The 21220-nt window shown below is 49.0% G+C and carries 20 protein-coding genes; 18 read left to right on the top strand and 2 right to left on the bottom strand.

Annotated features, from left to right (window positions below; all coding sequences use genetic code 11):
* Nucleotides 1-90 precede the first annotated feature (90 nt).
* Nucleotides 91-1065: a malate dehydrogenase gene (locus CIK78_RS13995; RefSeq protein WP_096281230.1), complete on the top strand. Its 975-nt coding sequence runs from the start codon at nt 91-93 to the stop codon at nt 1063-1065.
* A gap of 144 nt (nt 1066-1209) precedes the next feature.
* Here CIK78_RS13995 and CIK78_RS13990 read toward each other — a convergent pair whose 3' ends face one another.
* Entirely contained in the window at nt 1210-1866 is a 657-nt protein-coding gene (locus CIK78_RS13990) for an HAD family hydrolase (RefSeq protein WP_096281228.1), read from the bottom strand.
* A 192-nt stretch (nt 1867-2058) separates the two neighbouring features.
* Between CIK78_RS13990 and rppH the strand changes: the two genes are divergently transcribed.
* Both rppH and ptsP read left to right on the top strand, forming a co-directional pair.
* The gene (rppH, locus tag CIK78_RS13985; protein ID WP_096281226.1) at nt 2059-2574 is read left to right on the top strand and encodes an RNA pyrophosphohydrolase; all 516 of its coding nucleotides are present in this window, start codon (nt 2059-2061) and stop codon (nt 2572-2574) included.
* 63 nt (nt 2575-2637) lie between these two features.
* Nucleotides 2638-4899: a phosphoenolpyruvate--protein phosphotransferase gene (ptsP, locus tag CIK78_RS13980; protein ID WP_096281224.1), complete on the top strand. Its 2262-nt coding sequence runs from the start codon at nt 2638-2640 to the stop codon at nt 4897-4899.
* Nucleotides 4900-4910: 11 nt separating this feature from the next.
* Here ptsP and CIK78_RS13975 read toward each other — a convergent pair whose 3' ends face one another.
* Nucleotides 4911-5729, bottom strand: a complete 819-nt coding sequence (locus CIK78_RS13975; RefSeq protein ID WP_096281222.1) for an NRDE family protein — start codon at nt 5727-5729, stop codon at nt 4911-4913.
* Between the two features lie 170 nt (nt 5730-5899).
* Here CIK78_RS13975 and CIK78_RS18100 point away from each other — a divergent pair, with 170 nt between their 5' ends.
* From CIK78_RS18100 to CIK78_RS13905, 15 genes are all read left to right on the top strand, one after another.
* Nucleotides 5900-6049 carry a hypothetical protein gene (locus CIK78_RS18100; RefSeq protein WP_255249105.1) on the top strand — a complete coding sequence of 50 codons (150 nt, stop codon included), beginning with the start codon at nt 5900-5902 and terminating at the stop codon, nt 6047-6049.
* Nucleotides 6012-7061, top strand: a complete 1050-nt coding sequence (locus tag CIK78_RS13970; RefSeq protein ID WP_255249104.1) for a response regulator — start codon at nt 6012-6014, stop codon at nt 7059-7061. Before CIK78_RS18100 ends, CIK78_RS13970 begins: the two co-directional genes overlap by 38 nt.
* Before the next feature lie 98 nt (nt 7062-7159).
* The gene (gene lgt / locus CIK78_RS13965; RefSeq protein ID WP_096281217.1) at nt 7160-7963 is read left to right on the top strand and encodes a prolipoprotein diacylglyceryl transferase; all 804 of its coding nucleotides are present in this window, start codon (nt 7160-7162) and stop codon (nt 7961-7963) included.
* 103 nt (nt 7964-8066) lie between these two features.
* Nucleotides 8067-8885 carry a thymidylate synthase gene (locus CIK78_RS13960; RefSeq protein WP_096281215.1) on the top strand — a complete coding sequence of 273 codons (819 nt, stop codon included), beginning with the start codon at nt 8067-8069 and terminating at the stop codon, nt 8883-8885.
* Nucleotides 8882-9412: a dihydrofolate reductase gene (locus tag CIK78_RS13955; protein ID WP_096281213.1), complete on the top strand. Its 531-nt coding sequence runs from the start codon at nt 8882-8884 to the stop codon at nt 9410-9412. Before CIK78_RS13960 ends, CIK78_RS13955 begins: the two co-directional genes overlap by 4 nt.
* 20 nt (nt 9413-9432) lie before the next feature.
* Nucleotides 9433-10314 carry a ProQ/FINO family protein gene (locus tag CIK78_RS13950; protein WP_096281211.1) on the top strand — a complete coding sequence of 294 codons (882 nt, stop codon included), beginning with the start codon at nt 9433-9435 and terminating at the stop codon, nt 10312-10314.
* Nucleotides 10315-10578: 264 nt separating this feature from the next.
* Nucleotides 10579-11691: a porin gene (locus CIK78_RS13945; protein ID WP_096281209.1), complete on the top strand. Its 1113-nt coding sequence runs from the start codon at nt 10579-10581 to the stop codon at nt 11689-11691.
* 226 nt (nt 11692-11917) lie between these two features.
* Nucleotides 11918-12937, top strand: a complete 1020-nt coding sequence (locus CIK78_RS13940) for a porin (protein WP_096282391.1) — start codon at nt 11918-11920, stop codon at nt 12935-12937.
* 265 nt (nt 12938-13202) lie between these two features.
* Complete coding sequence (locus tag CIK78_RS13935) at nt 13203-14519, top strand: oligosaccharide flippase family protein (RefSeq protein WP_096281207.1); 1317 nt, start codon at nt 13203-13205, stop codon at nt 14517-14519.
* A gap of 36 nt (nt 14520-14555) precedes the next feature.
* Complete coding sequence (locus CIK78_RS13930) at nt 14556-15230, top strand: WecB/TagA/CpsF family glycosyltransferase (RefSeq protein WP_096281205.1); 675 nt, start codon at nt 14556-14558, stop codon at nt 15228-15230.
* 3 nt (nt 15231-15233) lie between these two features.
* Entirely contained in the window at nt 15234-15872 is a 639-nt protein-coding gene (locus CIK78_RS13925; RefSeq protein WP_096281202.1) for a glycosyltransferase, read from the top strand.
* Complete coding sequence (locus CIK78_RS13920; RefSeq protein ID WP_141393048.1) at nt 15827-17269, top strand: hypothetical protein; 1443 nt, start codon at nt 15827-15829, stop codon at nt 17267-17269. Before CIK78_RS13925 ends, CIK78_RS13920 begins: the two co-directional genes overlap by 46 nt.
* A gap of 2 nt (nt 17270-17271) precedes the next feature.
* Nucleotides 17272-18681, top strand: coding sequence for an undecaprenyl-phosphate glucose phosphotransferase (locus CIK78_RS13915; RefSeq protein ID WP_096281198.1), 1410 nt, complete (start codon nt 17272-17274; stop codon nt 18679-18681).
* A gap of 12 nt (nt 18682-18693) precedes the next feature.
* On the top strand, nt 18694-19695 hold the full coding sequence (gene galE, locus CIK78_RS13910; RefSeq protein ID WP_096281196.1) for a UDP-glucose 4-epimerase GalE: 1002 nt from the start codon (nt 18694-18696) through the stop codon (nt 19693-19695).
* A gap of 71 nt (nt 19696-19766) precedes the next feature.
* On the top strand, nt 19767-21032 hold the full coding sequence (locus CIK78_RS13905) for an O-antigen ligase (protein WP_096281194.1): 1266 nt from the start codon (nt 19767-19769) through the stop codon (nt 21030-21032).
* Nucleotides 21033-21220 lie beyond the last annotated feature (188 nt).

Below are 21220 nucleotides of genomic sequence, written 5' to 3'. Positions count from 1 at the left end.
CGGCTGGGCATACCATCTTGGCGTCTTGAGTTCTGTTGAACCACTCCTCAGGCGAGAACCATCCCTAGGCGAACCAATCAAGGAGCAATGATGAAAGATCCAGTACGTATTGCGATTACCGGCGGTGCCGGCCAGATCAGCTACTCTCTTATTTTCCGCATCGCCGCTGGCGACATGCTGGGGCCGGATCAGCCTGTCATTCTCCAGCTTCTGGAAATTCCTCAGGCAATGGACGCCCTGAACGGCGTGGTTATGGAAGTTAACGACTGTGCTTTCCCGCTGGTGAAAGACATCGTCGCGACCGATGACCCGAACGTCGCGTTTAAAGACGCCGACTTCGCTCTACTGGTTGGCGCACGTCCGCGTGGCCCCGGCATGGAGCGTAAAGACCTGCTGGAAGCCAACGCAGCGATCTTCTCTGTCCAGGGTAAAGCGCTGAATGACCACGCTAGCCGTGACGTTAAAGTGCTGGTGGTGGGTAACCCTGCTAACACTAACGCGCTGATTGCTTCTTGCAACGCGCCGGATCTAAATGCCGGTCAGTTCACCGCGATGACGCGTTTGGATCACAACCGCGCTCTGACCCAGCTGGCACAGAAAACCGGCAAGCACGTGACAGATGTTGAAAACATGATCATCTGGGGCAACCACAGTGCCACCCAGTACCCCGACATTGCCCAGTGCAAGGTTGACGGTAAAGCGGCAGCTGATTTGGTTGAGCGCGACTGGTACGAAAACGACTTTATCCCCACCGTGCAGCAGCGCGGCGCGGCGATCATCAAAGCACGTGGCGCCTCTTCTGCCGCCTCTGCCGCTTCTTCAGCCATCGACCATATGCACGACTGGGCGCTAGGCTCTAAAGGTATCGTCAGCATGGCGATTCCGTCTGACGGCAGCTACGGCATCGAAGAAGGCATCATCTACTCCTACCCCGTGCGTTGCCAGGGTGGTAAGTATGAAATCGTTCAAGGCTTTGAGCTGGACGAATTCAGCCAAGAGAAGATGAAAGCGAGCGAGAAAGAACTGCGCGAAGAACGTGCAGCGGTTGAGCATCTGCTCGGCTAGACCCGTTAACTGCCGCTTATATCTGAGCGCCAGTCAACGCCAGCCCCACAAGCCATGCTTGTGGGGTTTTTTATTGGCGCTGACTCCTTACTCCTTACTCCTTACTCCTTACTACTTACTACTTACTACAACGGTCTACTGATATCAGTCGCGCAGGCTCATGATCCGCCATTGGCGTTCTTCTGCCACTTGGCGCAGGGTGTCGTCGGGGTCTACCGCGATGGGGTGATCGACTTTTTCCAGTAACGGTAGGTCATTGTGCGAGTCGCTGTAAAACCAAGCGCCGTCCATCGAGAGATCTTGCTGTTCTAACCATTGATTCAAGCGAGTCACTTTGCCTTCACGAAAGCTGGGAATACCGGAAACACGCCCTGTGTAGCGGCCCTCTTTTACTTCAGGGTTCACGGCGATCAAGTTATCCACACCCAGTCGCTCGGCGATTGGCGCAGTAATAAAGCGGTTGGTGGCGGTAATGATCAACAGCGTGTCGCCTTGGGTGCGGTGGCGCGCCAGCAATTCCTCTGCTTTGGGTAAAATATGTGGCTCAATTTTGCTAACCATAAACTGCTGATGCCAAGCAGAAAGCTGTTCGGGCAAATTATCGGCCAGCGGTTTAAGTGCCACTTCCAAAAAGGCCGCCATATCCAGCTTGCCCGCATTGTAGTCGGCCATAAAACGTTCATTGGCTTCACGGTAAGCAATGGGGTCAACGACGCCTTGTTCGAGTAAAAACTCACCCCAGGCATGATCGCTGTCGGTGGATAGCAGCGTATTATCCAAATCGAAAATGGCCAGACTCACGATGCTCACCCTTTTTAATCAGTGGTTATAAGTGCTTGGTACTGGTCTACAAAGGGGCGAATTATCGCAGAGTCGTCCAGGCTTTCCCACCCGCGCAGCATAAGCATTCACCGTATGGCGTTATAATGTATTGATACGCTTGTCACCCTTGTGGAAAAATGGGGGTAACTGAAAATTTATAAGGTGATGTCCGTGATCGACGCTGACGGCTTTCGCCCCAATGTTGGCATTATCATTGCCAATAGCCAGGGGCAGCTGCTTTGGGCACGTCGGGTGGGACAGAATGCGTGGCAATTTCCCCAAGGGGGCATCAATGCAAGCGAGACGCCACAACAAGCGCTTTTTCGTGAGCTTTTTGAGGAGATCGGTTTAACCGCCGACGATGTTGATATTGTTGCTTGCACCCGGGGCTGGCTACGCTACCGTCTGCCACGACGCATGATTCGCACACATTCGCGTCCGGTCTGCATAGGCCAGAAGCAGAAGTGGTTTTTACTTAAAATTCGTTGCCAGGAAAGCCAAATATGCATGACGGCTACCCCAACGCCCGAGTTTGATGGTTGGCGCTGGGTCAGCTATTGGTATCCGTTAGGGCAAGTGGTGCCTTTTAAGCGAGAGGTCTATCGGCGCGCGCTGCGGGAGCTGTCTCCCCGCGTTCAGCGCCTGGCACAGGATGAAGAATGGGGCGACTGCTGGCTGCCACACTAGGGCGGCGCGAGTCTGCCAAGAAATTCCTCAGCGAGGCAAATAACAGTGAAAGGTAAAACGTCCATGCTTGAGGTGCTGCGCCGTGTTATTCAGGAAGTGAATAGCGCGCGTACCCTTGATGCCGCGCTGTCTACGATGGTACGCCGAATCCGTAAAGCGATGCAGACCGATGTGTGCTCCTTCTACCTTTATGATAAAGCGCTTGATTCACTTATATTGATGGAAACCATTGGCCTGCGCACCCAGGCGGTGGGGCGTGTCGTATTACCGTTAGGTGAAGGCCTGGTTGGCTTAGTGGCCAAGCGTAGCGAGCCGCTTAATCTTGAAGATGCCCAGACTCACCCGCAGTTTCGCTATTTTGAATCCACCGGTGAGGAGCGCTATTCAAGTTTCTTAGGCGTGCCGATCATTCACCAGCGTCATATGCTGGGCGTATTGGTCGTTCAGCAGGCTGAAAAGCGCAGCTATGATGATGAAGATGAAGCCTTTTTGGTCACGATGGCTGCTCAGTTGGCGGGCGTGCTGGCGCATGCCTTGGCAACCGGTAACCTAATGCGCCCGGCGCTTGCGGGTGGCCAGGCAATGTTTAAAGGCGTTGCTGCATCGCCAGGCATGGCCATGGGTGAGGCGGTGGTCATTACGCCGCCAGCGGATCTGAACAGCGTGCCGGATCTCGTTCCTAGCGATCAGGATTACGAAGTTGCTCGCTTGAAAGAGGCCATTGGCAAAACCCGTAGCGAAATCCGCGCGGCGGCAGAACGCTTAGCAAGCCGCATATCGGTTCAAGAATTAGCGCTATTTGATGTTTATCAGCAGATGCTGGGCGAAGCCGCGCTAGCCGATGAAGTTGAAAAGCGTATTCGCGAAGGGCAGTGGGCGCCCGGTGCTCTGGCCGATGTAGTGCGTCGTCACGTGCAGTATTTAGAGCGAGTTGACGATAACTACCTGCGTGAGCGCGCGGCAGACATTCGTGATCTAGGTCGCCGCGTGCTTGCACACCTGCAGGAAGATACGCCCTCTACGCCGGAAACCTATCCCGATAACGCCATTTTAGTGGGCGATGAAATTAGCGTCGCTATGCTGGGTGAAGTTCCTCGCGATAAGCTTAAAGGGCTGGTGTCAGTGCGGGGCTCCAGCACCTCTCATGTGGCAATTGTCGCCCGCGCGATGGGCATTCCCACCGTGCTCGGCATGGTGGATTTGCCACTGCCGCGTCTAGGCGGAGCGCCGGTGGTGTTAGATGGTCATCGTGGCCGCTTGTTTGTGCGCCCAGCGCCCGAGCTGACCGCGCGCTACGCAAGCTTGATTGCTGAAGAGAAGGCGCTGAGCGAGTTTCTGGAGCATGAGCAGGATTTGCCCAGCGTAACGCCTGATGGCTATACCATGCCACTGATGGTCAATACCGGGCTTGCGGTAGATGCCAACGCGCTGCTGAAAAGTCGCATAGGCGGCGTAGGCCTTTATCGTACCGAAGTGCCTTTTATGATTACCGAGCGCTTCCCCGGCGAAAAAGAACAGACTCGTCTTTACCGAGACCAGTTAGAAGGCTTTGCGCCGCTGCCAGTCGTTATGCGTACGCTAGATATCGGTGGCGATAAAGATTTGCCTTACTTCCCGATTGAAGAGGCTAACCCGTTTCTTGGCTGGCGCGGTATGCGCGTCACGCTGGATCACCCGGAAGTATTGATGGTGCAGCTGCGCGCCATGCTAAAAGCATCGGTCGATCTGGATAATCTTTATGTTCTGTTTCCGATGATCACCAACGTAGAAGAAGTGGATGAAGCGTTGCGCCTGCTGGACCGCGCTATTTTGGAACTAGGCGAGGAAGGTATCAGCGTCATCCGGCCTCAGGTGGGGGTAATGATCGAAGTGCCTGCGACCATTTACCAAATGGACGCCTTGGCCAAGCGTATCGATTTCTTCTCCGTGGGTAGCAACGACCTTACTCAGTATTTGCTGGCGGTGGACCGCAATAATCCACGGGTATCCAGCCTTTACGATGCGCTGCATCCCGCGCTGCTGGGCGCCTTACAAGAGCTTTCCCACGATGCTCAGCGCCTCAATAAACCCATTTCGCTATGCGGTGAGTTGGCCGGTGATCCGGCCGGGGCGCTGCTGTTGATGGCGATGGGCTTTACTAGTCTTTCCATGAATGCGCCTAGCCTGCCTAAAGTGCGCGCAGCCATCCGCCGAGTGCCGATGACGGATGCCCAACAGTTGCTTAAAGAAGTCATGACGTTGGATACGCCTGCCTTGGTACATACGCATCTTGAGAACCGTCTAGACGAATGGCAACTATCACACCTGATGCCGCCGCGAGACTAGAAAAGGCGTCATCACACGCCGCTGCGTAGCGCTAGGGAGGTTTCGCCTTCATTGCGCCCCAGCGGCCCAAAGCGCTGCTCAGTGATGTCGATATTGCCTTGGGCATCAAGCGTTAGCCACGATGTGGCGCGTGTGCCGTAGCGCTCGCCAACAATAAACGCAGCGGAGAGCTGGCGTTCTAGCGCAAGGCCTACCCCTGTATCGGGTAGTTCTTCGTTAGCGGCTTCTTGTGGATTTTGCATCGCTCGTTGAACGGCGATGGACCAATCTTCCGAGGAGTTGTTTTCAGATGCGTTTTCAAGTGCGCTTTCAAGTGCGCTTTCAAGTGCGCTTTCAAGTGCGCTGCGTACATGCAATAGCTTAGGCCACGGTGAGTTAAGGTTGGCGTTGGATAAGCCGTGCACGCCAGGGGGCACTTCATTGAGTGTAAGTTGCTCTTGGCTACGATGCAGGAGCCACAGCCGCTGCGGTGTTGCCACGAGCAAATTAAATCCCGCATAGCGTAAAGCATCACCTTGGCTGAGCGCTGTTAGCCACACGTTAATATCATTGCATTTCAGGGCATCCGCCACTAACTCACCTCGACTTGGCGCGCCGGGCGGTACGACGAGCTGAGGGTCGCGGACATTGGTCAGTGCGGCCACGACGCCGCCTCGCTTGGCCGCCAGCCAAGAGCCGCCGGCCTCTAAATCGCGCCCGCCTGCAACGTCAGCATTTCCTTCCCAGTAGTCAAGCGGTGCGGTGGGGCGTGCGTGGAGCTCATCGCGATTACCGATGAGTCGTAACGGCATGGAGGTGCTGGGTTGCCAAGCGAACGTAATTAAGCACATAGCGCAAACTCACAGGTCAGAAAGTAAAAAGCGTTCAGTCAACGGCCTGCATGACAGTAACGAAGTGTAGACGTACACTTAGGCCGGTATCATTATCACAGGCCGTATGGCCATCAGGAAGGCGAGATGACGCAACGCTATCAAAGGGAGCATTTTTGGGGAGCCATTATATGGCCGCTCCTTTGGCCACTGTTGTTTTTACAAGCAGCGTTAATATTCCTGTGCCTCGCTGTGGCGTCGATGGTGTGGTGGATGTCGCCAAGCTACGTGTCATGGAGCACTATGCTCTGGCTGGCATTGGCAATGCTGATCGGCAGTAGCTTGAATGTCGGTGCTTTCCTGATGCTGATTAAAACCCGTGCACGGCGTAAAGATAGCCGCTTTATGCAAGAGCTTGCTGAGCTTGAACGGCACAGTCAGGCACTATTCGCCACGGCGTCACGTTCGCTGCCAGAGCATCGGTGCGTGCCACTTAAGGCCGCCGATGAGTCTCAACTCCCGCTTCAGCGCTTAGCCAGCGTGAATGGCGTATTAGCCGAGATTGAACGCTGCATTGTCTGTTCACAAACCGCCAGCGCTACCGCTCAGCAGACGCAGCAAGAGCATGAGCAGTCGCTATTGGACGATATTCAGCATCAGCAGCGTCAGTTGAAACATCTGATGGCAGGACGTGAGCGGGCGCGCGAAGAGTCGCGGTTAAAGTCTGGCTACTTAGCGCTGCTGCAAAATGAGACTGATAAGCTATTTGAGTATCTGAGTACAACAGCTGATCAGGATTTGACGAATGGCTGCCGGCAGTGGGTGCTTGGTGTACGTGAGCGCCTTTCAGATATTCGGTCACTGCTCGCTAGTCTGGCGCTTCAAAATGCGGACAAAGGTAAAAGTGGCCAGCAGGGAAATCAATCGATGCCTGATACTGATGCACCGCAGCGGCGTTTGCGCGTGCTAGTCGTTGATGATGGGCCGGTTAATTTGATGTTGGCGCGTCAAATGCTGGAGGCCCAGGGGCTTCAGGTGGAGGGCGTAAGCAGTGGGGAAGAGGCGCTTGAGCGCCAGCAAAGCGCCATGTTTGACTTGGTATTTATGGATATTTTTATGCCCACGCTAGATGGGCTCGAAACGACCCGGCGCTGGCGCAATTACGAGCGTACACATGAACGTGATAAAAGTGTGCTGGTAGCGCTAACGGCTAATGCCGACAATGCAGGGCGCGATGCCTGCCTAGCAGCCGGGATGGATGACCTGCTAGCAAAGCCGTATCAGCCAGAAACACTGCTCAATATTATCGTTCACTGGTTTCCTGGCACGATAAACGTGGATGCTTCTACATGAGCCCTGGCAGCCGGTTTCATTGGGGTAGCCGTGCTGCACAGTCTGTTATATGAATGGCCCTCAATAATTGATCCTTTTAGTCAGCTTAGAGAGTGTAAATGATTAACTACCCGACGATTGACCCAGTGGCTATCTCCTTGGGCCCGCTGCAAGTCCATTGGTATGGCTTGATGTACGTAGTAGGTTTTGTAGCGGCCTGGTGGCTTGGCTGCCGGCGTGCATCGCGCTTAGGTCTCAATAATGATGATATCGGCGACTTACTTTTCTATTGTGCGATAGGTGTCGTCGCGGGTGGGCGTTTGGGCTACGCGTTATTTTATGGATTGGGGCAGTGGTCAGCCGATCTTCTGTGGATTTTCCGCGTGTGGGATGGCGGGATGAGTTTTCACGGCGGGCTGCTCGGTGTATTACTCGCCGCCTGGATATTCGCAAGACGAAAAAAATTAGCGTTTCTAACGCTTACGGACTTTATCGCGCCGCTAGTGCCGATTGGTTTAGGTGCTGGGCGTATCGGTAATTTTATTAATCATGAGCTGCCTGGGCGTTTGACGTCGCTGCCCTGGGGCATGCCCTTTCCAGGTATGGGGCCTGAGCCGCGCCATCCCTCTGCGCTTTATGAGGCGCTACTGGAAGGAGCGGTGCTCTTCGCCATTTTGTGGTGGGTTTCTGCCAAGTCAACCGCGCGTGGGTTTGTCTCAGGCCTGTTTTTAGTCTGCTACGGCGTTTTCCGCTTTATGGTCGAGTTTGTTCGCCTGCCCGATGCACACATTGGGTTTATTGCTTTCGATTGGGTCACGATGGGCATGCTGCTAACGCTACCGATGATTGCGTTAGGGCTGATAATCATCGCCTGGTCACGCTCCCAGCCAGTTGATGTTCAAATACAAAACGCCAAAGGATAAGTATTAGCAGGTTGAGTAAAGGCGAGGGGGAATCTTCACATTGCCCCTTATGACCTCTCCACCTAAAATGAACCGCTACATCGCCTGTTAATTTGGAAATTCTGTGACTGCTACAACGCCCGCGCTAGAGCAACCCTATTTAGACTTAATGAAGACTGTTTTAGAGCATGGCGTTGACCGCCATGACCGCACCGGCGTGGGCACTCGCTCCGTGTTTGGTCATCAGATGCGCTTTGATTTGTCGCGTGGCTTTCCGCTGCTGACGACTAAAAAGCTGCACCTGCGCTCTATTATCCATGAGCTTCTATGGTTCTTGAAAGGCGACACTAATATCGCTTACCTAAAAGATCACGGCGTGCGGATATGGGACGACTGGGCCGATGAAAACGGTGATCTGGGCCCCGTTTACGGCTATCAATGGCGTAGCTGGCCTGACCCTAAGGGCGGTAGCGTTGACCAAATCGCTAAGGTGTTAGGGCAAATTCGCACGACGCCCCAGTCGCGCAGGCTGATTGTGTCTGCCTGGAACCCCGCTCAAGTAGATGAAATGCAGCTTCCGCCGTGCCACTGCCTTTTCCAATTTTATGTGGCAAACGGAAAACTGTCGTGCCAGCTCTATCAGCGCAGCGCCGATATTTTCTTAGGTGTTCCGTTCAACATTGCCAGCTACGCTCTGCTGCTAACGATGGTGGCTCAGGTGGCTGGCCTTCAGCCCGGTGAGTTTATTCATACGCTGGGCGACGCTCACCTGTACAGTAATCATCTGGAGCAGGCGCAAGAACAGCTGACCCGCACGCCGAAAGCAGCACCGCAGCTGGTGCTTAATCCAGAAATAAACGACTTGTTTGCGTTCCGGTTTGAAGATATCCAAATTGACGCATACGAGGCACACCCTCACATCAAAGCGAAGGTGGCGGTATGAGCACTAACGTCGATCCATTAGTGCCGGTGGCTATGATTGTCGCTATGGCGCGAAATAGGGTAATTGGCGTTGAGGGCAAACTGCCCTGGTATTTGCCTGAAGATTTAAAGTTCTTCAAACGTATGACACAGGCAAAGCCGCTGGTGATGGGGCGCAAAACGTTTGCATCAATTGGTAAAGCGCTGCCGAATCGGCTCAATGTTGTGGTGACACGTAATGCTGAGTTTGTTCACGAAGGCGTGCGTGTTTGTCATGATCTTCCAGCAGCGCTTGCACTAGCTGACCAGCATGCCACCATTGAGGCAGCAGAAGAGATTATGGTGATGGGGGGCGGCGAGATTTATCGCCAGGCGTTACCCTTTGCTCAGAGGCTCTATATAACAGAAGTGGATTGTGACGTAGAGGGTGATGCCACGTTTCCGGAAATTGATGGCCGGGTGTGGCGCGAAGTGCAGCGCGTAGCGGGGCAGCCAGCGGAAGGGCAGCCACATTACGATTTCGTCGTCTACGAGCGCACCGCCGACTGATAAGGTCAAAGGAGAAGGCTATGGCCGCCAGCTTAATAACTATGCTAGATGATTTAGAACAGCGTCTTGAGAGCACCCAAGCTGAGCTACAGGCCCTGCGTGAGGAAAATCAGCGCTTAAAGCAGCTGGTAGGCAACAATGCGCTACCGCAGGGCGAGCCAAGTGCGGCAACGTCCCAGAACTCTCCTGCAGCCGAAGCAGTCGCTGCCACTGAAGCCAGTGCGATAATTGAAAAAACTGAAGCTGAAACTGAAACTGAAGAAGTTGAAAATCTCGCTGAAGCGTCATCAAATGATCCGTCTGAAGAGCGGGTAAGCAGTGCGGGCTTAGATGAAGCGCAAAAAAATGAATCATTGTCACTTCAGCCTGCTGCCGTAACATCGCAGGCACCGTCCCCACACGCGCTACTTAATGAATGGTATGAGCGCTACCCGAAAGCGTTCTTCAAAGGCCATACTAAGCCGCTGAAAGTGGGCATTCATCAAGATTTAGCTGAACGGGAAGCATGGCCGAGCAAGCTTGTACGCCGTGCCCTGGCTAACTATGTTAATCTGCCGCGCTATATCAAAGCAGTCCGAGCTGGCGCTGAACGGGTTGATTTAGATGGGCAACCTGCGGGAAATGTGGATAAACAAGCGGCATTGCATGCATCAGAAAAACGCGGTGAGCCGCATGATGTTAAATCGCAAGATGGTAAGTCGAAAGATAGTAGGGCGAAAAATGGTGCGTCGAAAGTAAGTAAGCCACAAAAACAAGCTCAAGCTAAAAAGTCCTCTCCGGCAGCTGAAGAAAGCCACCAGAATGTGGCTAAGCAACCTGATATGGAAAAAAATGAGTCCCGCAGCTCGCTTAGCATGGAAGACAAATTGTTAGGTCTACAGCAGAAGTTCAAGGGCGGCTGAGACCGGATGGCGGTGCAGGGGTTCCATAAAAAAGTGCAAATAGTAAAGAAACACTGTTTTTTTCTATTGCGTTCATAGGAATCCCGGTATAGAGTTTGTCCTGCGAGCATTGGACTATAACAAGGCTTAGTTGAGGACATGCCGCATACCTCCGGGAAAAACCGGCGGATGGGAAAAGAGCATGGCCCGCAAAAGCCACCTGCCGGCTTATTAAGAGCCGAGCAGCAACGATCGAAACAGTATACGAGTTAAGGAACTTACATCATGAAAAAAACACTTTTAGCGACTGCTATCGTTGGTGCCTTGGGTGCCTCTGCTGCAGCACAAGCAGCAACTGTATACGACCAAGACGGTACTAAGCTGGATATCTATGGCCGTATCGCCATGGGTATCGCTGGTGGCGGCCCTGAATTCAATAGTGCTGGCAACCGTATTGATGACGGCGCTGAGTTCGTAGACGTTTTCTCTCGTCTTGGTCTGCGCATGAGCCACGAAGTTTCTCGTGACCTGACTGCTTTCGGTCGTCTTGAGTGGCGTTTCCGTGCTGATGAGTCTGGTAACCGCAACGGTAACAACTTCGATGCATTCTCGGAAACTCGTCAAGCGTACCTAGGTTTGCAAAGTGACCAGTTCGGTACTTTCCAAGCGGGTAACTTTGACAGCTTCTACAATCAGTTTGTTTCTCTGCCGTTCGATGTTTACATCGATCGTGGCCTAGAATTTGCTGGTCATCCGAAACAGTCACGTGGCGACTCTATCGGTTACTACACGCCTGACCTGAGCGGTTTCACTGCCTTCTTGCAGTTGAAACACTACAGTGAGCGCGGACTGCTTGAAGATGGGCAAGATAGGGGCAGAGAATTTGGTGAAGTTTCTAATGAAGGCAGTGTTGTAGCACCACAAGGTGGTGTTCGCTACGCACAGGGCCCTGTGACTGTTGGTCTAGGCTTTGTTGAAGATGTGAAGCGTGGCGGCGGTAACGGCGAAATGCTTTACGGCCTGATCGGTTCTTACGATTTCACTGACCAGTTCTCTGCGCGTCTTGGTTATGAAACGCGTGACAACAACAGCGGTTACGATCTTCGTGGCGCTAGCGACGAAAATGGCTATGACAAGGTTGGCCTAGGTGGTACTTTCACCACCGGTCCTTGGGCATTCACTGGTGATTTCTACAACGTTGAGCGTGACGGTGAAGAAACCAGCAAATCCTGGGCACTGGGCAGCTACTACAACGTTTCTAGCAGCTTCGACGTATTCCTAGAAGTCGCCGATGCTGATGCATCTAACCGCATCAACAGCGACACCAATCTGGGCGACGTAGTTGGCGACCTGACTGACGAAGTATACTGGCTGACAGGCGCTCGTTACCACTTCTAAGCTTGGTTTAACCACCTTGCTTTAAGGGTAGCTGCCTAGCAGAACCAATAGAACCGGCCTCTTATGAGGCCGGTTTTTTTGTATATATGAAAGGCTGTAAAGTAGATGTTAGTGATATTAAAAAGCATCAATATCTTCCCTAATTTTGAGTTATGATATAACATTGTTATTCATAGGTAAGCATTTTGCGCATATGCGTATAAAAAGAAAGTAAGGGATGGTGATAATGAAAAAAGTGATGCTAGCCGCAGCTGTTAGTGGCAGTTTTTGGGGCTCTGTTGCCCACGCCACCACGCTTTATAATCAAGATGGTACTCAGCTAGATGTCTACGGCCGCATCGCCATGGGGGTCGCGGGTGGCGGTCCCGAGTTTGATAGTGCCGGTAACGCAGTGAATGATGGCGTTGAGTTTGTCGATATTTACTCACGCCTAGGCTTTAGAATGAGCCATGAAGTCACATCTGATCTAACCGCGTTTGGTCGTTTAGAGTGGCGTTTCAAGGGCAATGAAGATGATGCAAATAATGGCTTTGATGAAACTCGTCAGAGCTATATTGGCTTGGCAAGCAAACGCTATGGAACATTTCAAGCAGGCAACTTTGATAGCTTTTACGCTCAGTTTGTTTCATTGCCATTTGATGTTTACCTAGACCGTGGGCTGCTGTTCAACTCTTCGGGTATACAGTCGCGTGGCGATTCCATCGGTTATTACACCCCAGCGCTAAATGGTTTCACTACCTTTGTGCAGTTCAAGCACTACAGTGAGCGAGGATTGACGGTTGACGAGCAGAGTAGAGAGGGCGAGGTTGTCGCCACGCAAGGCGGTGTCCGCTATCAGCATGGTTCGCTGAAGGTCGGGCTGGGCGCAGTAGAAAACGTGGTACGTGGCGGCGGCAATGGCGAAATGCTCTATGGCTTGATAGGGTCCTATGACATATCTGATCAGTTATCCACACGCCTTGGGTTGGAAACGCAAGCAGATAGCGACCTCTATGGGGGAGGGTTCGACACTGCTGGCGTTGGCGCCACCTATACCGTGGGTCCTTGGGCATTTGTCGCAGATTACTACAACGTAGAGCGGGATAAAGGCGAAGAAAGCAATGCCTGGGCAGCAGGCACGTACTATAAGGTGTCTGACGCGTTTGATGTGTTTGTAGAGCTAGCCGATAGCGATGCACCTAGCCTACGGCATGAAAGCTTGGCTGATAGTACGTATTGGCTGGCAGGGGCACGTTATCACTTTTGAGTACGCATTTATTGCTCATGTATAAAATGATCAATAGTATAAATGATTGAGTACAAGGCTCTCGCCATTACAGCGAGAGCTTTTTTTTCGACCCCGTCTTGATAAAGCGCGCAATAGCTAGGAATAAACTAATAGAAAGTGGATTAAATGAGGTGATGAGAAGTTACGTGTTACATGGTTCTAAACAAACAGGTATGATTCAACCCTAAAAATATTTCCAGAATATATTATACTTAGTTTTTTGAATCAAGAAGAGAAATCTAGAATGCTTGTCAAAAAAGTCATGAAAAGCCAGCTGCTAACTACCTTTTCTGCCAGGGGTATTGCGGCTGGAGGGACTTTTTTACTCTCCTATGTCTTGGCTACATTTGTAACCGTTCAAGCGTTTGGCGCATTTATGCTATGCCTGTCTGTGATGATCGGGGTTCAGGTGTTTACCAGTCTTGGGACAGACAGAGCTACCCTTAAGTTTATGGGAATAGCAACCTCTAATGGTAATAAAAAAGAGGTGAAGTGGATTTACCAGCGCTCAATGTTCGTTAATATTTTGGTAGGCTGCCTGTTTTCAATTTTATTATGGTTTTTTGCCCCTGCGATTGCTCAAATGCTATTCTCTTCAGTTGAGAATGGTGTTGATAGTTTGAAAATAACGGCTGTTATATCTCCGCTTTATAGTGTTATTTATTTATGTAATTTTCTTATGAAGGGTTGGGGAAGAGCAAATGTTTCATGTTTTTTTGAGATAGGTTGTATCTCAATTATATTGAGTTTTCTGGTAGTGCTCGGTAGCCTATTTGATTATGAGTTTAGTGCTCTTGAGCTTATTTTAGCGTTAGGTTGTATCTTGTTTTTTTATTTATTATTAGCAGTGTGGTATGTGATAAAGATATACAAAGACTGCCGGTTCGTATCGCTAGAGAAAGTGAGCTTTTCAAAAAGCTTTTACAAAAGTCTCCCCGACTTTTTACTTGTAGGTATCATATTTTATTATACCCAGTGGGGAGCCGGAATCGTACTAGGCTTTTTTCATGATGAAAGCGATGTTGCGATATTTAGCCTAGGGCTTAGGCTGGCAATGATTATTGGTTTCATTTTAACGGTCTACGATAGTATTCTTGGGCCAAGATTTTCTAGGCTGCAGCATGAAAATGATCACAAAAGTTTACGAGAATTAGCTCAGAAAAGCGCTTTTCAAATGACGTGTGTTGCATTTTTACCTGCGGCACTATTCCTTGTATGGCCAGAAGCCGTGCTGGGGCTATTTGGATCAGATTATGACGGTGCAAGTAGCGTGCTAAGGATCTTGGTGGTTGCCCAATTGATAAATGTTATGACTGGGTCTATCATATTGTTGCTGCTAATGGCGGGCGAACAAAAATCCGCGAGGAATATTCTGATTTGGTCGGTAGTGATTGGCGGGCTAGCATCACTGCTGCTCATTCCCATGTATAATGCTAATGGTGCTGCGCTGTCGCTACTACTATGCCTGCTGATACAAAATGTGGTGGCATTGTATGTTGTCAATAAAAAGTTCGGCTTTTTAGTCATCGACTGGAGAGAGGCTGTTAAGTTTAATAGTTAATATTTTTAGTTTCTAAAAGGCATTCGGTGAAGACTGATGATTAAGTTAGAAAAGGAATTTCAACAAGAAGAGAGTGTTGATCATAGTTTTATCAATCCTTTTTCTTTGGGGGTGGTTGCTCAAGAGTTGAGTAGCGAAGAGTGCTCAAGGATAAAATTTTACGCGGATGGAATCATAATTGTTATTTATACACGTCTCTTTAAAAATAAATCAATAACGCGCACTAGCTTTGATGATACATCGCTTGCTCCTATTGTTTTCAATCATGCGTTGCAGCGAAACTCCACGCTAACGTTAGTGGGTGGCACTGATGACAATATTCAGCAGGCCAAAATATTATTAGAAATTAAGTACCCTGGTTTGCAGATAGTGCAAGCTCGATCAGGCTATTTTAATAGCGATGATGAATATAGACTATTTCTTGAGCAATCTAATTCTACTGATATCCTAATTGTTGGTATGGGAGCGGGTAAGCAAGAGCGAGTGCTCCTTGATATGAGGGAGCTTGGCTGGAAAGGTACAGGGTTTACGTGTGGCGGTTACTTAGATCAACTTGTAGAAGCTAAAGGGCAGGATTATTATCCAAAGCTTGTGAATAAGCTGCACTTAAGATGGCTTTACAGGGTTTTTAAAGAGCCGCGACGCCTGTTGAAACGTTACTTTAAAGACTACCCTTATTATTTGATTAAGTTTGGCAACAAGCTTCGGTGAGTTATGATTCCTAAAAAGATACATTTTTGTTGGTTTGGTGGGAATGAAATGACTTCCCTGTATAAAGAGTGTTTGAAAGGCTGGCAAGTGCATATGCCGGATTTTGAAGTGATTGAATGGAATGAGCATAACATTGATACAAATAACGTTTATATTAAATACTGTATTGATAAGAAGCGGTGGGCTTTCTTATCTGACTACGTACGCATGATTGCATTGCGAGACCATGGTGGTATCTATCTAGATGTCGATATGGAGGTAGTAAAGTCACTTGAGCCCTTGCTCGATAATCAATGCTTTTTGGGCTATGAAGACCAAGATAGGCTCAATACTGCTGTTGTAGGTGGTATTGCAGGGCATCATTTTTTTAATAATGCTATTGAATTAATAGAGCAACGTCATAACGATAATCAACCGTTCCTAATAGCGCCAGAAGTAGCAAATGCGTGTGTCGAAAAAAATGCAGAAGGAATTAACCGGCTGCCATGGCAGTGTTTTTATCCGTATAATCCTTATGCCAAGTCACACGATAGAAAACAGTTGATGTATTCTTATATAGAGGATAATACCTATCTAATTCATCATTGGGGGAAAGGGTGGAAGATGGGGATAAAAGAAAAAATTATGAGAAAATTGTTTTAAGTGATTGTTTTGAAAAAATGAGAGACAAGAACGTTTCTTGGCTTAGGCAGGAGCATTGGATGCAAATTGATCATCAATACAAGCAGTACTTTTTCGAGTGCCGATTAAGATCCCAAGAACTATTGTCTCAATTTTTGGTGCTGATTGTATTGGCGCTAGGTGTCGTCGGTGTTTTTTCGCCATATGATTATAATATTTTACCAGCAGTGGCTATTTTAGAGTTAGCTGTATTGCTTTTGTCTGCTTTTGTTTTTCCTCCTAAAGGTCGAGTTTCAGTTTTTTTGATGATGTCGGTAGTTGCATATCTTTTGATAACTTTTTACGTCGCTGTGTTTTTGAATAATACAAATTTACTTGATTATCTTCAGGCTTATAAAGCTTTTATATACGTAGCTCTTTTGTGCTCTTTCATAGGGAAAACGTTTTTCTCTAAAGTTTATGTGAGTAAGTTTTTTTACATTTTAGTGGTTTTGTTCTTGGTTAAATATCTCTACTCTAGAGTTGTTGGTTTAGACGTATGGGTTAGCTCTAGGCCGGGTGTTTATACTGAGAATAATTTTGAACTCATTTTTCTACTTTTGCTTTTCTATCTAGTGCTGCCTGATTTGCGCTGGCGCACTGTTTTTTTTCTTGTTGTTATGGCTATTGTTTCCTTGTCTGGGTCCAGGAGTGCCTTTCTCTGCTTGCTAGTTGTTTATTTCTTTAGCGTGTTTAGAGTGGGTGGTTTTTATTGGAAAAAGTGGTTGTTGTTGCTTCCTTTTTTATTGTTTGTTGGTGTTTTTGTGGTTAATGACAGAATGGATGTCTCACTAGGCAACTCGTCTACTGCAGCGGAGGTTCAGCCCGCAATATCTCCTGAAGCGAGCGCGGATATTCCTGGTGTTACAATTGAACAAGATCACGAAATGACCATTCGTTCTTTTCTAGAGCAAGGGGCGTCAGTCGATAGGGTCAGGTTTTTATTGCTTTTTCTAGATAATGCGGAAGGTTGGAAATGGTGGAATGTTTTATTCGGAACAGAGCCGCTTACACCATTGTCTGATGAAACGTGTCGATCACTATCTTATTGGAGTGATTTATACAGTTTTTCAGGTGATGAAACCTGTTATTCGGTTATTCTACACTCTTATATTATTCGTGTAATATTCGATCATGGTGTTATGGGCTTGCTTTTTTTAATTGGATTTACTGCGTATGGTCTTAGAAAATCTGGGTATAGCTGGGTAGATGTTTTATGTGTGCTCGGGGTTTTGTTGGCATCTTCGCTTTCAGTATCTGCTTTCAACAGTGTTTTTGCCGTCTTGTCGATGATTTTCTATTTCTCACGAAAAGAGGTCCCTGAAGACAAAAACATAGGAAGCGGTAATTCTGAATTTAAAAGCTTAGGTGAGAATTGAGCATGGACCCGATATATAAAAAAATTGGTCAGAGTAAAAAGGGAATTATTTTCTCCGAACGTTACCCTCCTAAAATAATTTTCCCTATCCTGGATATCCTTATCGTTATCCTATCAGGCTCAGTTGCTTACGTTTCAAGATTTGGCACCTTTGAGCTGCACGAGCGATATGTATTAGCACTCGCCTGCATATCGTTGATGATTGTCGTGATCAATAGCTCGACCGGTAGCTATAAAAGATGGCGTGTATCGTCTACGTTTCACATTGTTAGCAAATTGTTAATGGTTTGGTTAGTGGTCGGTGTTATTTCCGCTTCTCTGATTTATTTTGCACATGCGGCTGACCGCTATTCAAGGTTGTGGGTAGGGCTCACGCTCGTTCTTTCTTTCTTATTGGCGGCTGGTGCGCGCTCGCTCGTGCAGTATGGGCTGCGTAGAATTCGCATTAGAGGTGGTGCCCGTCGTCCCATTTTTTTGATTGGCCCCGGCAGCAATGTACTTCATGTTGCTAAAGGAATGCGTTCGGCCTCTTGGGAGGGGCATTCCATCGCCGGCGTTGAGCGCTTACACGGTATACCGACTATGGCGCAGCTTGAAAAGATAGCTGAACGAATCAGTGCTTCTAGCGCTTCTGAAGTTTGGATCTGTGCACCTTTGGAAATGGGCGAGATGGTGCATAATATCTTTTATGTGTTAAGGAATCACACCGAGGAGATTCGCTTAATTCCTGACTTTAAAGATATGCGGCTGCTTAATCATCGTACCAGCGAAGTGGCTGGTCACTTGGCGATTGACTTGAGCGTTTCGCCCATTAACGGTGTGGCGCGAGTCGTCAAGCGTACGGAGGATATTCTTTTCGGTGCTGCGATTACGCTGATGATTTTACCTATCTGCTTACTTATTGTCTTGATGATAAAAGTTACCTCGCCAGGTCCCGTACTCTTTAAGCAGTATAGAACAGGCTCAAATGGTAAGGTGTTTAAAGTCTATAAATTCAGGTCTATGAAAGTGCATCAAGAGGAGGGCGGGTCGGTTACTCAGGCTCGAAAGAGCGATGATCGTATAACGCCGATTGGTGCTTTTTTGCGAAGGACATCTCTAGATGAGCTTCCTCAGTTTTATAATGTTTTACAAGGTCGTATGTCTATTGTAGGCCCCCGGCCCCACGCGCTAGCGCACAATGAATATTATAAGGAGCTTGTTGAGTCCTATATGCGTAGACATAAAGTCAAACCTGGTATCACAGGCTGGGCGCAAGTAAATGGGTTGCGAGGTGAGACCGAGACCCTAGAAAAAATGCAGCGTCGAGTTGAATATGATCTGTGGTATATCGATAACTGGTCGCTGTGGTTTGATGTAAGAATTATTTTTATGACTGTTTTCAAAGGCTTTAAGCACTCAAATGCTTACTGACGAGCGGGTTATATGATTTTATTAACAGGCGGTACCGGTTATATCGGTTCGCACATAGCAGTAGAGCTGCTTCAGGCTGGTCATGAAGTGGTGATTTTGGACGACCTGTCTAACAGCAACGAATCTGTGATTGGTCGCATTAAGAATATCACGCAGCGCGATGTCCTTTTCTATCATGGTGATATACGTGATGTTTCTCTGTTAGATTCTATATTTCAAAATCACCTTATTGAATCAGTGATTCATTGTGCAGGATTAAAAGCAGTTGGCGAGAGTGTTAAAAACCCTTTAGCCTACTATGACGTAAATGTTTACGGCAGTATTTGTTTATGTTCCGCTATGCAGAAAGCAGGAGTTAAGCGGCTCTTATTTAGTTCTTCTGCGACTGTTTATGGTGTAGATGCTGAGCCACCTTATATCGAAACAATGGCAAGGGGCGTTTCGAGTAGCCCCTATGGCACCTCCAAGGGCATGGTGGAACAGTTGCTGGAAGATCTTTACGCGAGTGACCCTCAGTGGTCGGTGGGTCTTTTGCGTTATTTCAATCCTATTGGGGCGCACCCTTCGGGCTATATCGGTGAGCTTCCCCAGGGTACTCCTAATAATTTAATGCCCTATATTAGCCAGGTCGCGGCGGGAACATTGCCGGAACTCTTAATCTATGGTGATGACTATGCCACTGATGATGGTACCTGTGTGCGTGACTATTTACATGTAGTTGATTTAGCCATAGGGCATAGGGTGGCTTTAAAGGTGCTAGATAGCCCAGGCGTTCATTGTTACAACCTCGGCGCGGGAAGCGGTATATCGGTTAAGCAAATGGTGGATGCCTTTGTAGCCTCAACAGGCGTTGAAGTCCCTCATCGCTACGCTCCTCGGCGAGAAGGCGATTTAGCAGCTTTTTGGGCTAGTGCCAGCAAAGTCGAGCGTGATTTAGGATGGCGACCCGTTAAAACGCTCGAGGATATGATGATCGATACGTGGCGTTGGCAGCAATTCTCTACTAAGGCATAGCAAGGCAGCTAAGTTTGGGCTGTGATTGCTTGTTGGTATGTACCGAAAGGAATTTTGATGAGAGACCATCCATGAGTGCCTCTACGATGAGTGTACAAGCGCGTTTTCCTGAGTTTTACACTAGCGTTGCCGTTTTCCTGTTCGGTGCGATCGCGCTGGTCATTCCTAGCGGTTATTCAGTGGGAGCAGTGTTGCTGCTGTTAGGCGGGCTTGGTCTGCTGTTTACCATGCGCGTTCCGCGTTTCTCAAAGGGAGATGCTTGGATAGTGGGCGCTGTTTTGGCCTATGCGCTCGTTGCGTTAGCAGAGGTTTGGTGGGATGGCCAGGGTAGTCGAGGGCTAGATAAGCCAAGTCGTTTTATTTTAGCGATACCTGCGCTTTGGTGGGTGCTGCGCTTCCCGCCTAGGCGAGCTTTTCTATGGAGTGGTCTTGCTGTTGGTGCCATTGCCGCGGGTAGCTGGGCAGGATGGCAAAAGTTATTTGAAGGCGTGGATCGGGCCCAGGGATACACGTATGTAATTCAATTTGGCAACCTTAGCATGCTGCTTGGCGTCATGTGCTTAGCAGGACTTGGGTGGGCCACTGTGCAGCGACATCGCCACGTGTGGGTGTGCTTTTTAATGCTAGGGGCGCTAGCAGGCATTCTTGGATCTTTGTTCTCAGGTAGCCGAGGCGGCTGGGTGGGTTTCCCTATTGTTTTATTAGTGCTTTACCGCGCCTATGGCAGAAATCTGTCCGTCAGGCTAAAAACGGCGGTGGTAGCGGCTGTTATTGTAGGCGCTATCGTTGTGTATGCCGTGCCGCAAATAGGTGTGCAAGGGCGTGTTCACGAAGCATTTAATGATGTCAGTCTTTATATTTCCGGTGAGAACCGCACGACATCAGTAGGCGCGCGTTTTGAAATGTGGCGTGGGGCGGCGCATCTTATCCAAGAAAAGCCGCTACTTGGTTGGGGATACAACGGCTACAAGAACGAGATGCTAGCATTATCCGATCAAGGCTTCATATCACGTGAAATAGGTGAGTATGGCCATGCACACAATGAGTTCATTGATGCTTTTGCTAAGCGTGGCCTGCTAGGGCTGGCAGTCCTGATTGCGCTTTATTTAATCCCGTTAAGGCTGTTTTCAAAAGGGCTCACTGCGAATGATTTATCAGACCGAGCGTTAGCAACGGCGGGTGTATTATTGCCCGTAACATATATCGATTTTGGTTTGTCGCAGGTGTTTATGACCCATAATAGCGGCGTCATGATATATGCCTTTTTGTTGGCAATTTTGTGGGGTATTCATTCAGGAAGGCTAAGGCGCTTACCAATGAAAGAGAACCATTCGTAAAGAAAGCGTTCCTATTCAGCAGGCCATAGACAGCCGATCATTGAAAAATGGTCGGTTTTTCTTTCTCTGAAGGGTTAGTGTTTTCATAATTTAAATGAGTGTCACTACAACTGCTGTCAATGTGGAGGCGGTGGCAGTAATCCTCTACAATGGTAAGCTGGTGTGAATTTAGAGCACCACCCCATTCA

Source organism: Halomonas sp. JB37, from assembly GCF_002332255.1.
In the GTDB taxonomy this organism is placed as follows: Bacteria; Pseudomonadota; Gammaproteobacteria; order Pseudomonadales; family Halomonadaceae; genus Vreelandella; species Vreelandella casei.
The sequence above is the reverse complement of the archived record's forward strand: the minus strand, read 5'-3'. Positions and strand labels throughout refer to the sequence as shown.

What these genes read in the sequence shown, in the direction of transcription:
- CIK78_RS13995 (WP_096281230.1), top strand. Translation starts at nt 91, where the DNA reads ATGAAAGATCCAGTACGTATTGCGATTACCGGCGGTGCCGGCCAGATC.
- ptsP (WP_096281224.1), top strand. Translation starts at nt 2,638, where the DNA reads ATGCTTGAGGTGCTGCGCCGTGTTATTCAGGAAGTGAATAGCGCGCGT.
- CIK78_RS13975 (WP_096281222.1), bottom strand. Translation starts at nt 5,729, where the DNA reads ATGTGCTTAATTACGTTCGCTTGGCAACCCAGCACCTCCATGCCGTTA.
- CIK78_RS18100 (WP_255249105.1), top strand. Translation starts at nt 5,900, where the DNA reads ATGGCCGCTCCTTTGGCCACTGTTGTTTTTACAAGCAGCGTTAATATT.
- CIK78_RS13970 (WP_255249104.1), top strand. Translation starts at nt 6,012, where the DNA reads ATGCTCTGGCTGGCATTGGCAATGCTGATCGGCAGTAGCTTGAATGTC.
- lgt (WP_096281217.1), top strand. Translation starts at nt 7,160, where the DNA reads ATGATTAACTACCCGACGATTGACCCAGTGGCTATCTCCTTGGGCCCG.
- CIK78_RS13955 (WP_096281213.1), top strand. Translation starts at nt 8,882, where the DNA reads ATGAGCACTAACGTCGATCCATTAGTGCCGGTGGCTATGATTGTCGCT.
- CIK78_RS13950 (WP_096281211.1), top strand. Translation starts at nt 9,433, where the DNA reads ATGGCCGCCAGCTTAATAACTATGCTAGATGATTTAGAACAGCGTCTT.
- CIK78_RS13945 (WP_096281209.1), top strand. Translation starts at nt 10,579, where the DNA reads ATGAAAAAAACACTTTTAGCGACTGCTATCGTTGGTGCCTTGGGTGCC.
- CIK78_RS13940 (WP_096282391.1), top strand. Translation starts at nt 11,918, where the DNA reads ATGAAAAAAGTGATGCTAGCCGCAGCTGTTAGTGGCAGTTTTTGGGGC.
- CIK78_RS13935 (WP_096281207.1), top strand. Translation starts at nt 13,203, where the DNA reads ATGCTTGTCAAAAAAGTCATGAAAAGCCAGCTGCTAACTACCTTTTCT.
- CIK78_RS13930 (WP_096281205.1), top strand. Translation starts at nt 14,556, where the DNA reads ATGATTAAGTTAGAAAAGGAATTTCAACAAGAAGAGAGTGTTGATCAT.
- CIK78_RS13925 (WP_096281202.1), top strand. Translation starts at nt 15,234, where the DNA reads ATGATTCCTAAAAAGATACATTTTTGTTGGTTTGGTGGGAATGAAATG.
- CIK78_RS13915 (WP_096281198.1), top strand. Translation starts at nt 17,272, where the DNA reads ATGGACCCGATATATAAAAAAATTGGTCAGAGTAAAAAGGGAATTATT.
- galE (WP_096281196.1), top strand. Translation starts at nt 18,694, where the DNA reads ATGATTTTATTAACAGGCGGTACCGGTTATATCGGTTCGCACATAGCA.
- CIK78_RS13905 (WP_096281194.1), top strand. Translation starts at nt 19,767, where the DNA reads ATGAGTGCCTCTACGATGAGTGTACAAGCGCGTTTTCCTGAGTTTTAC.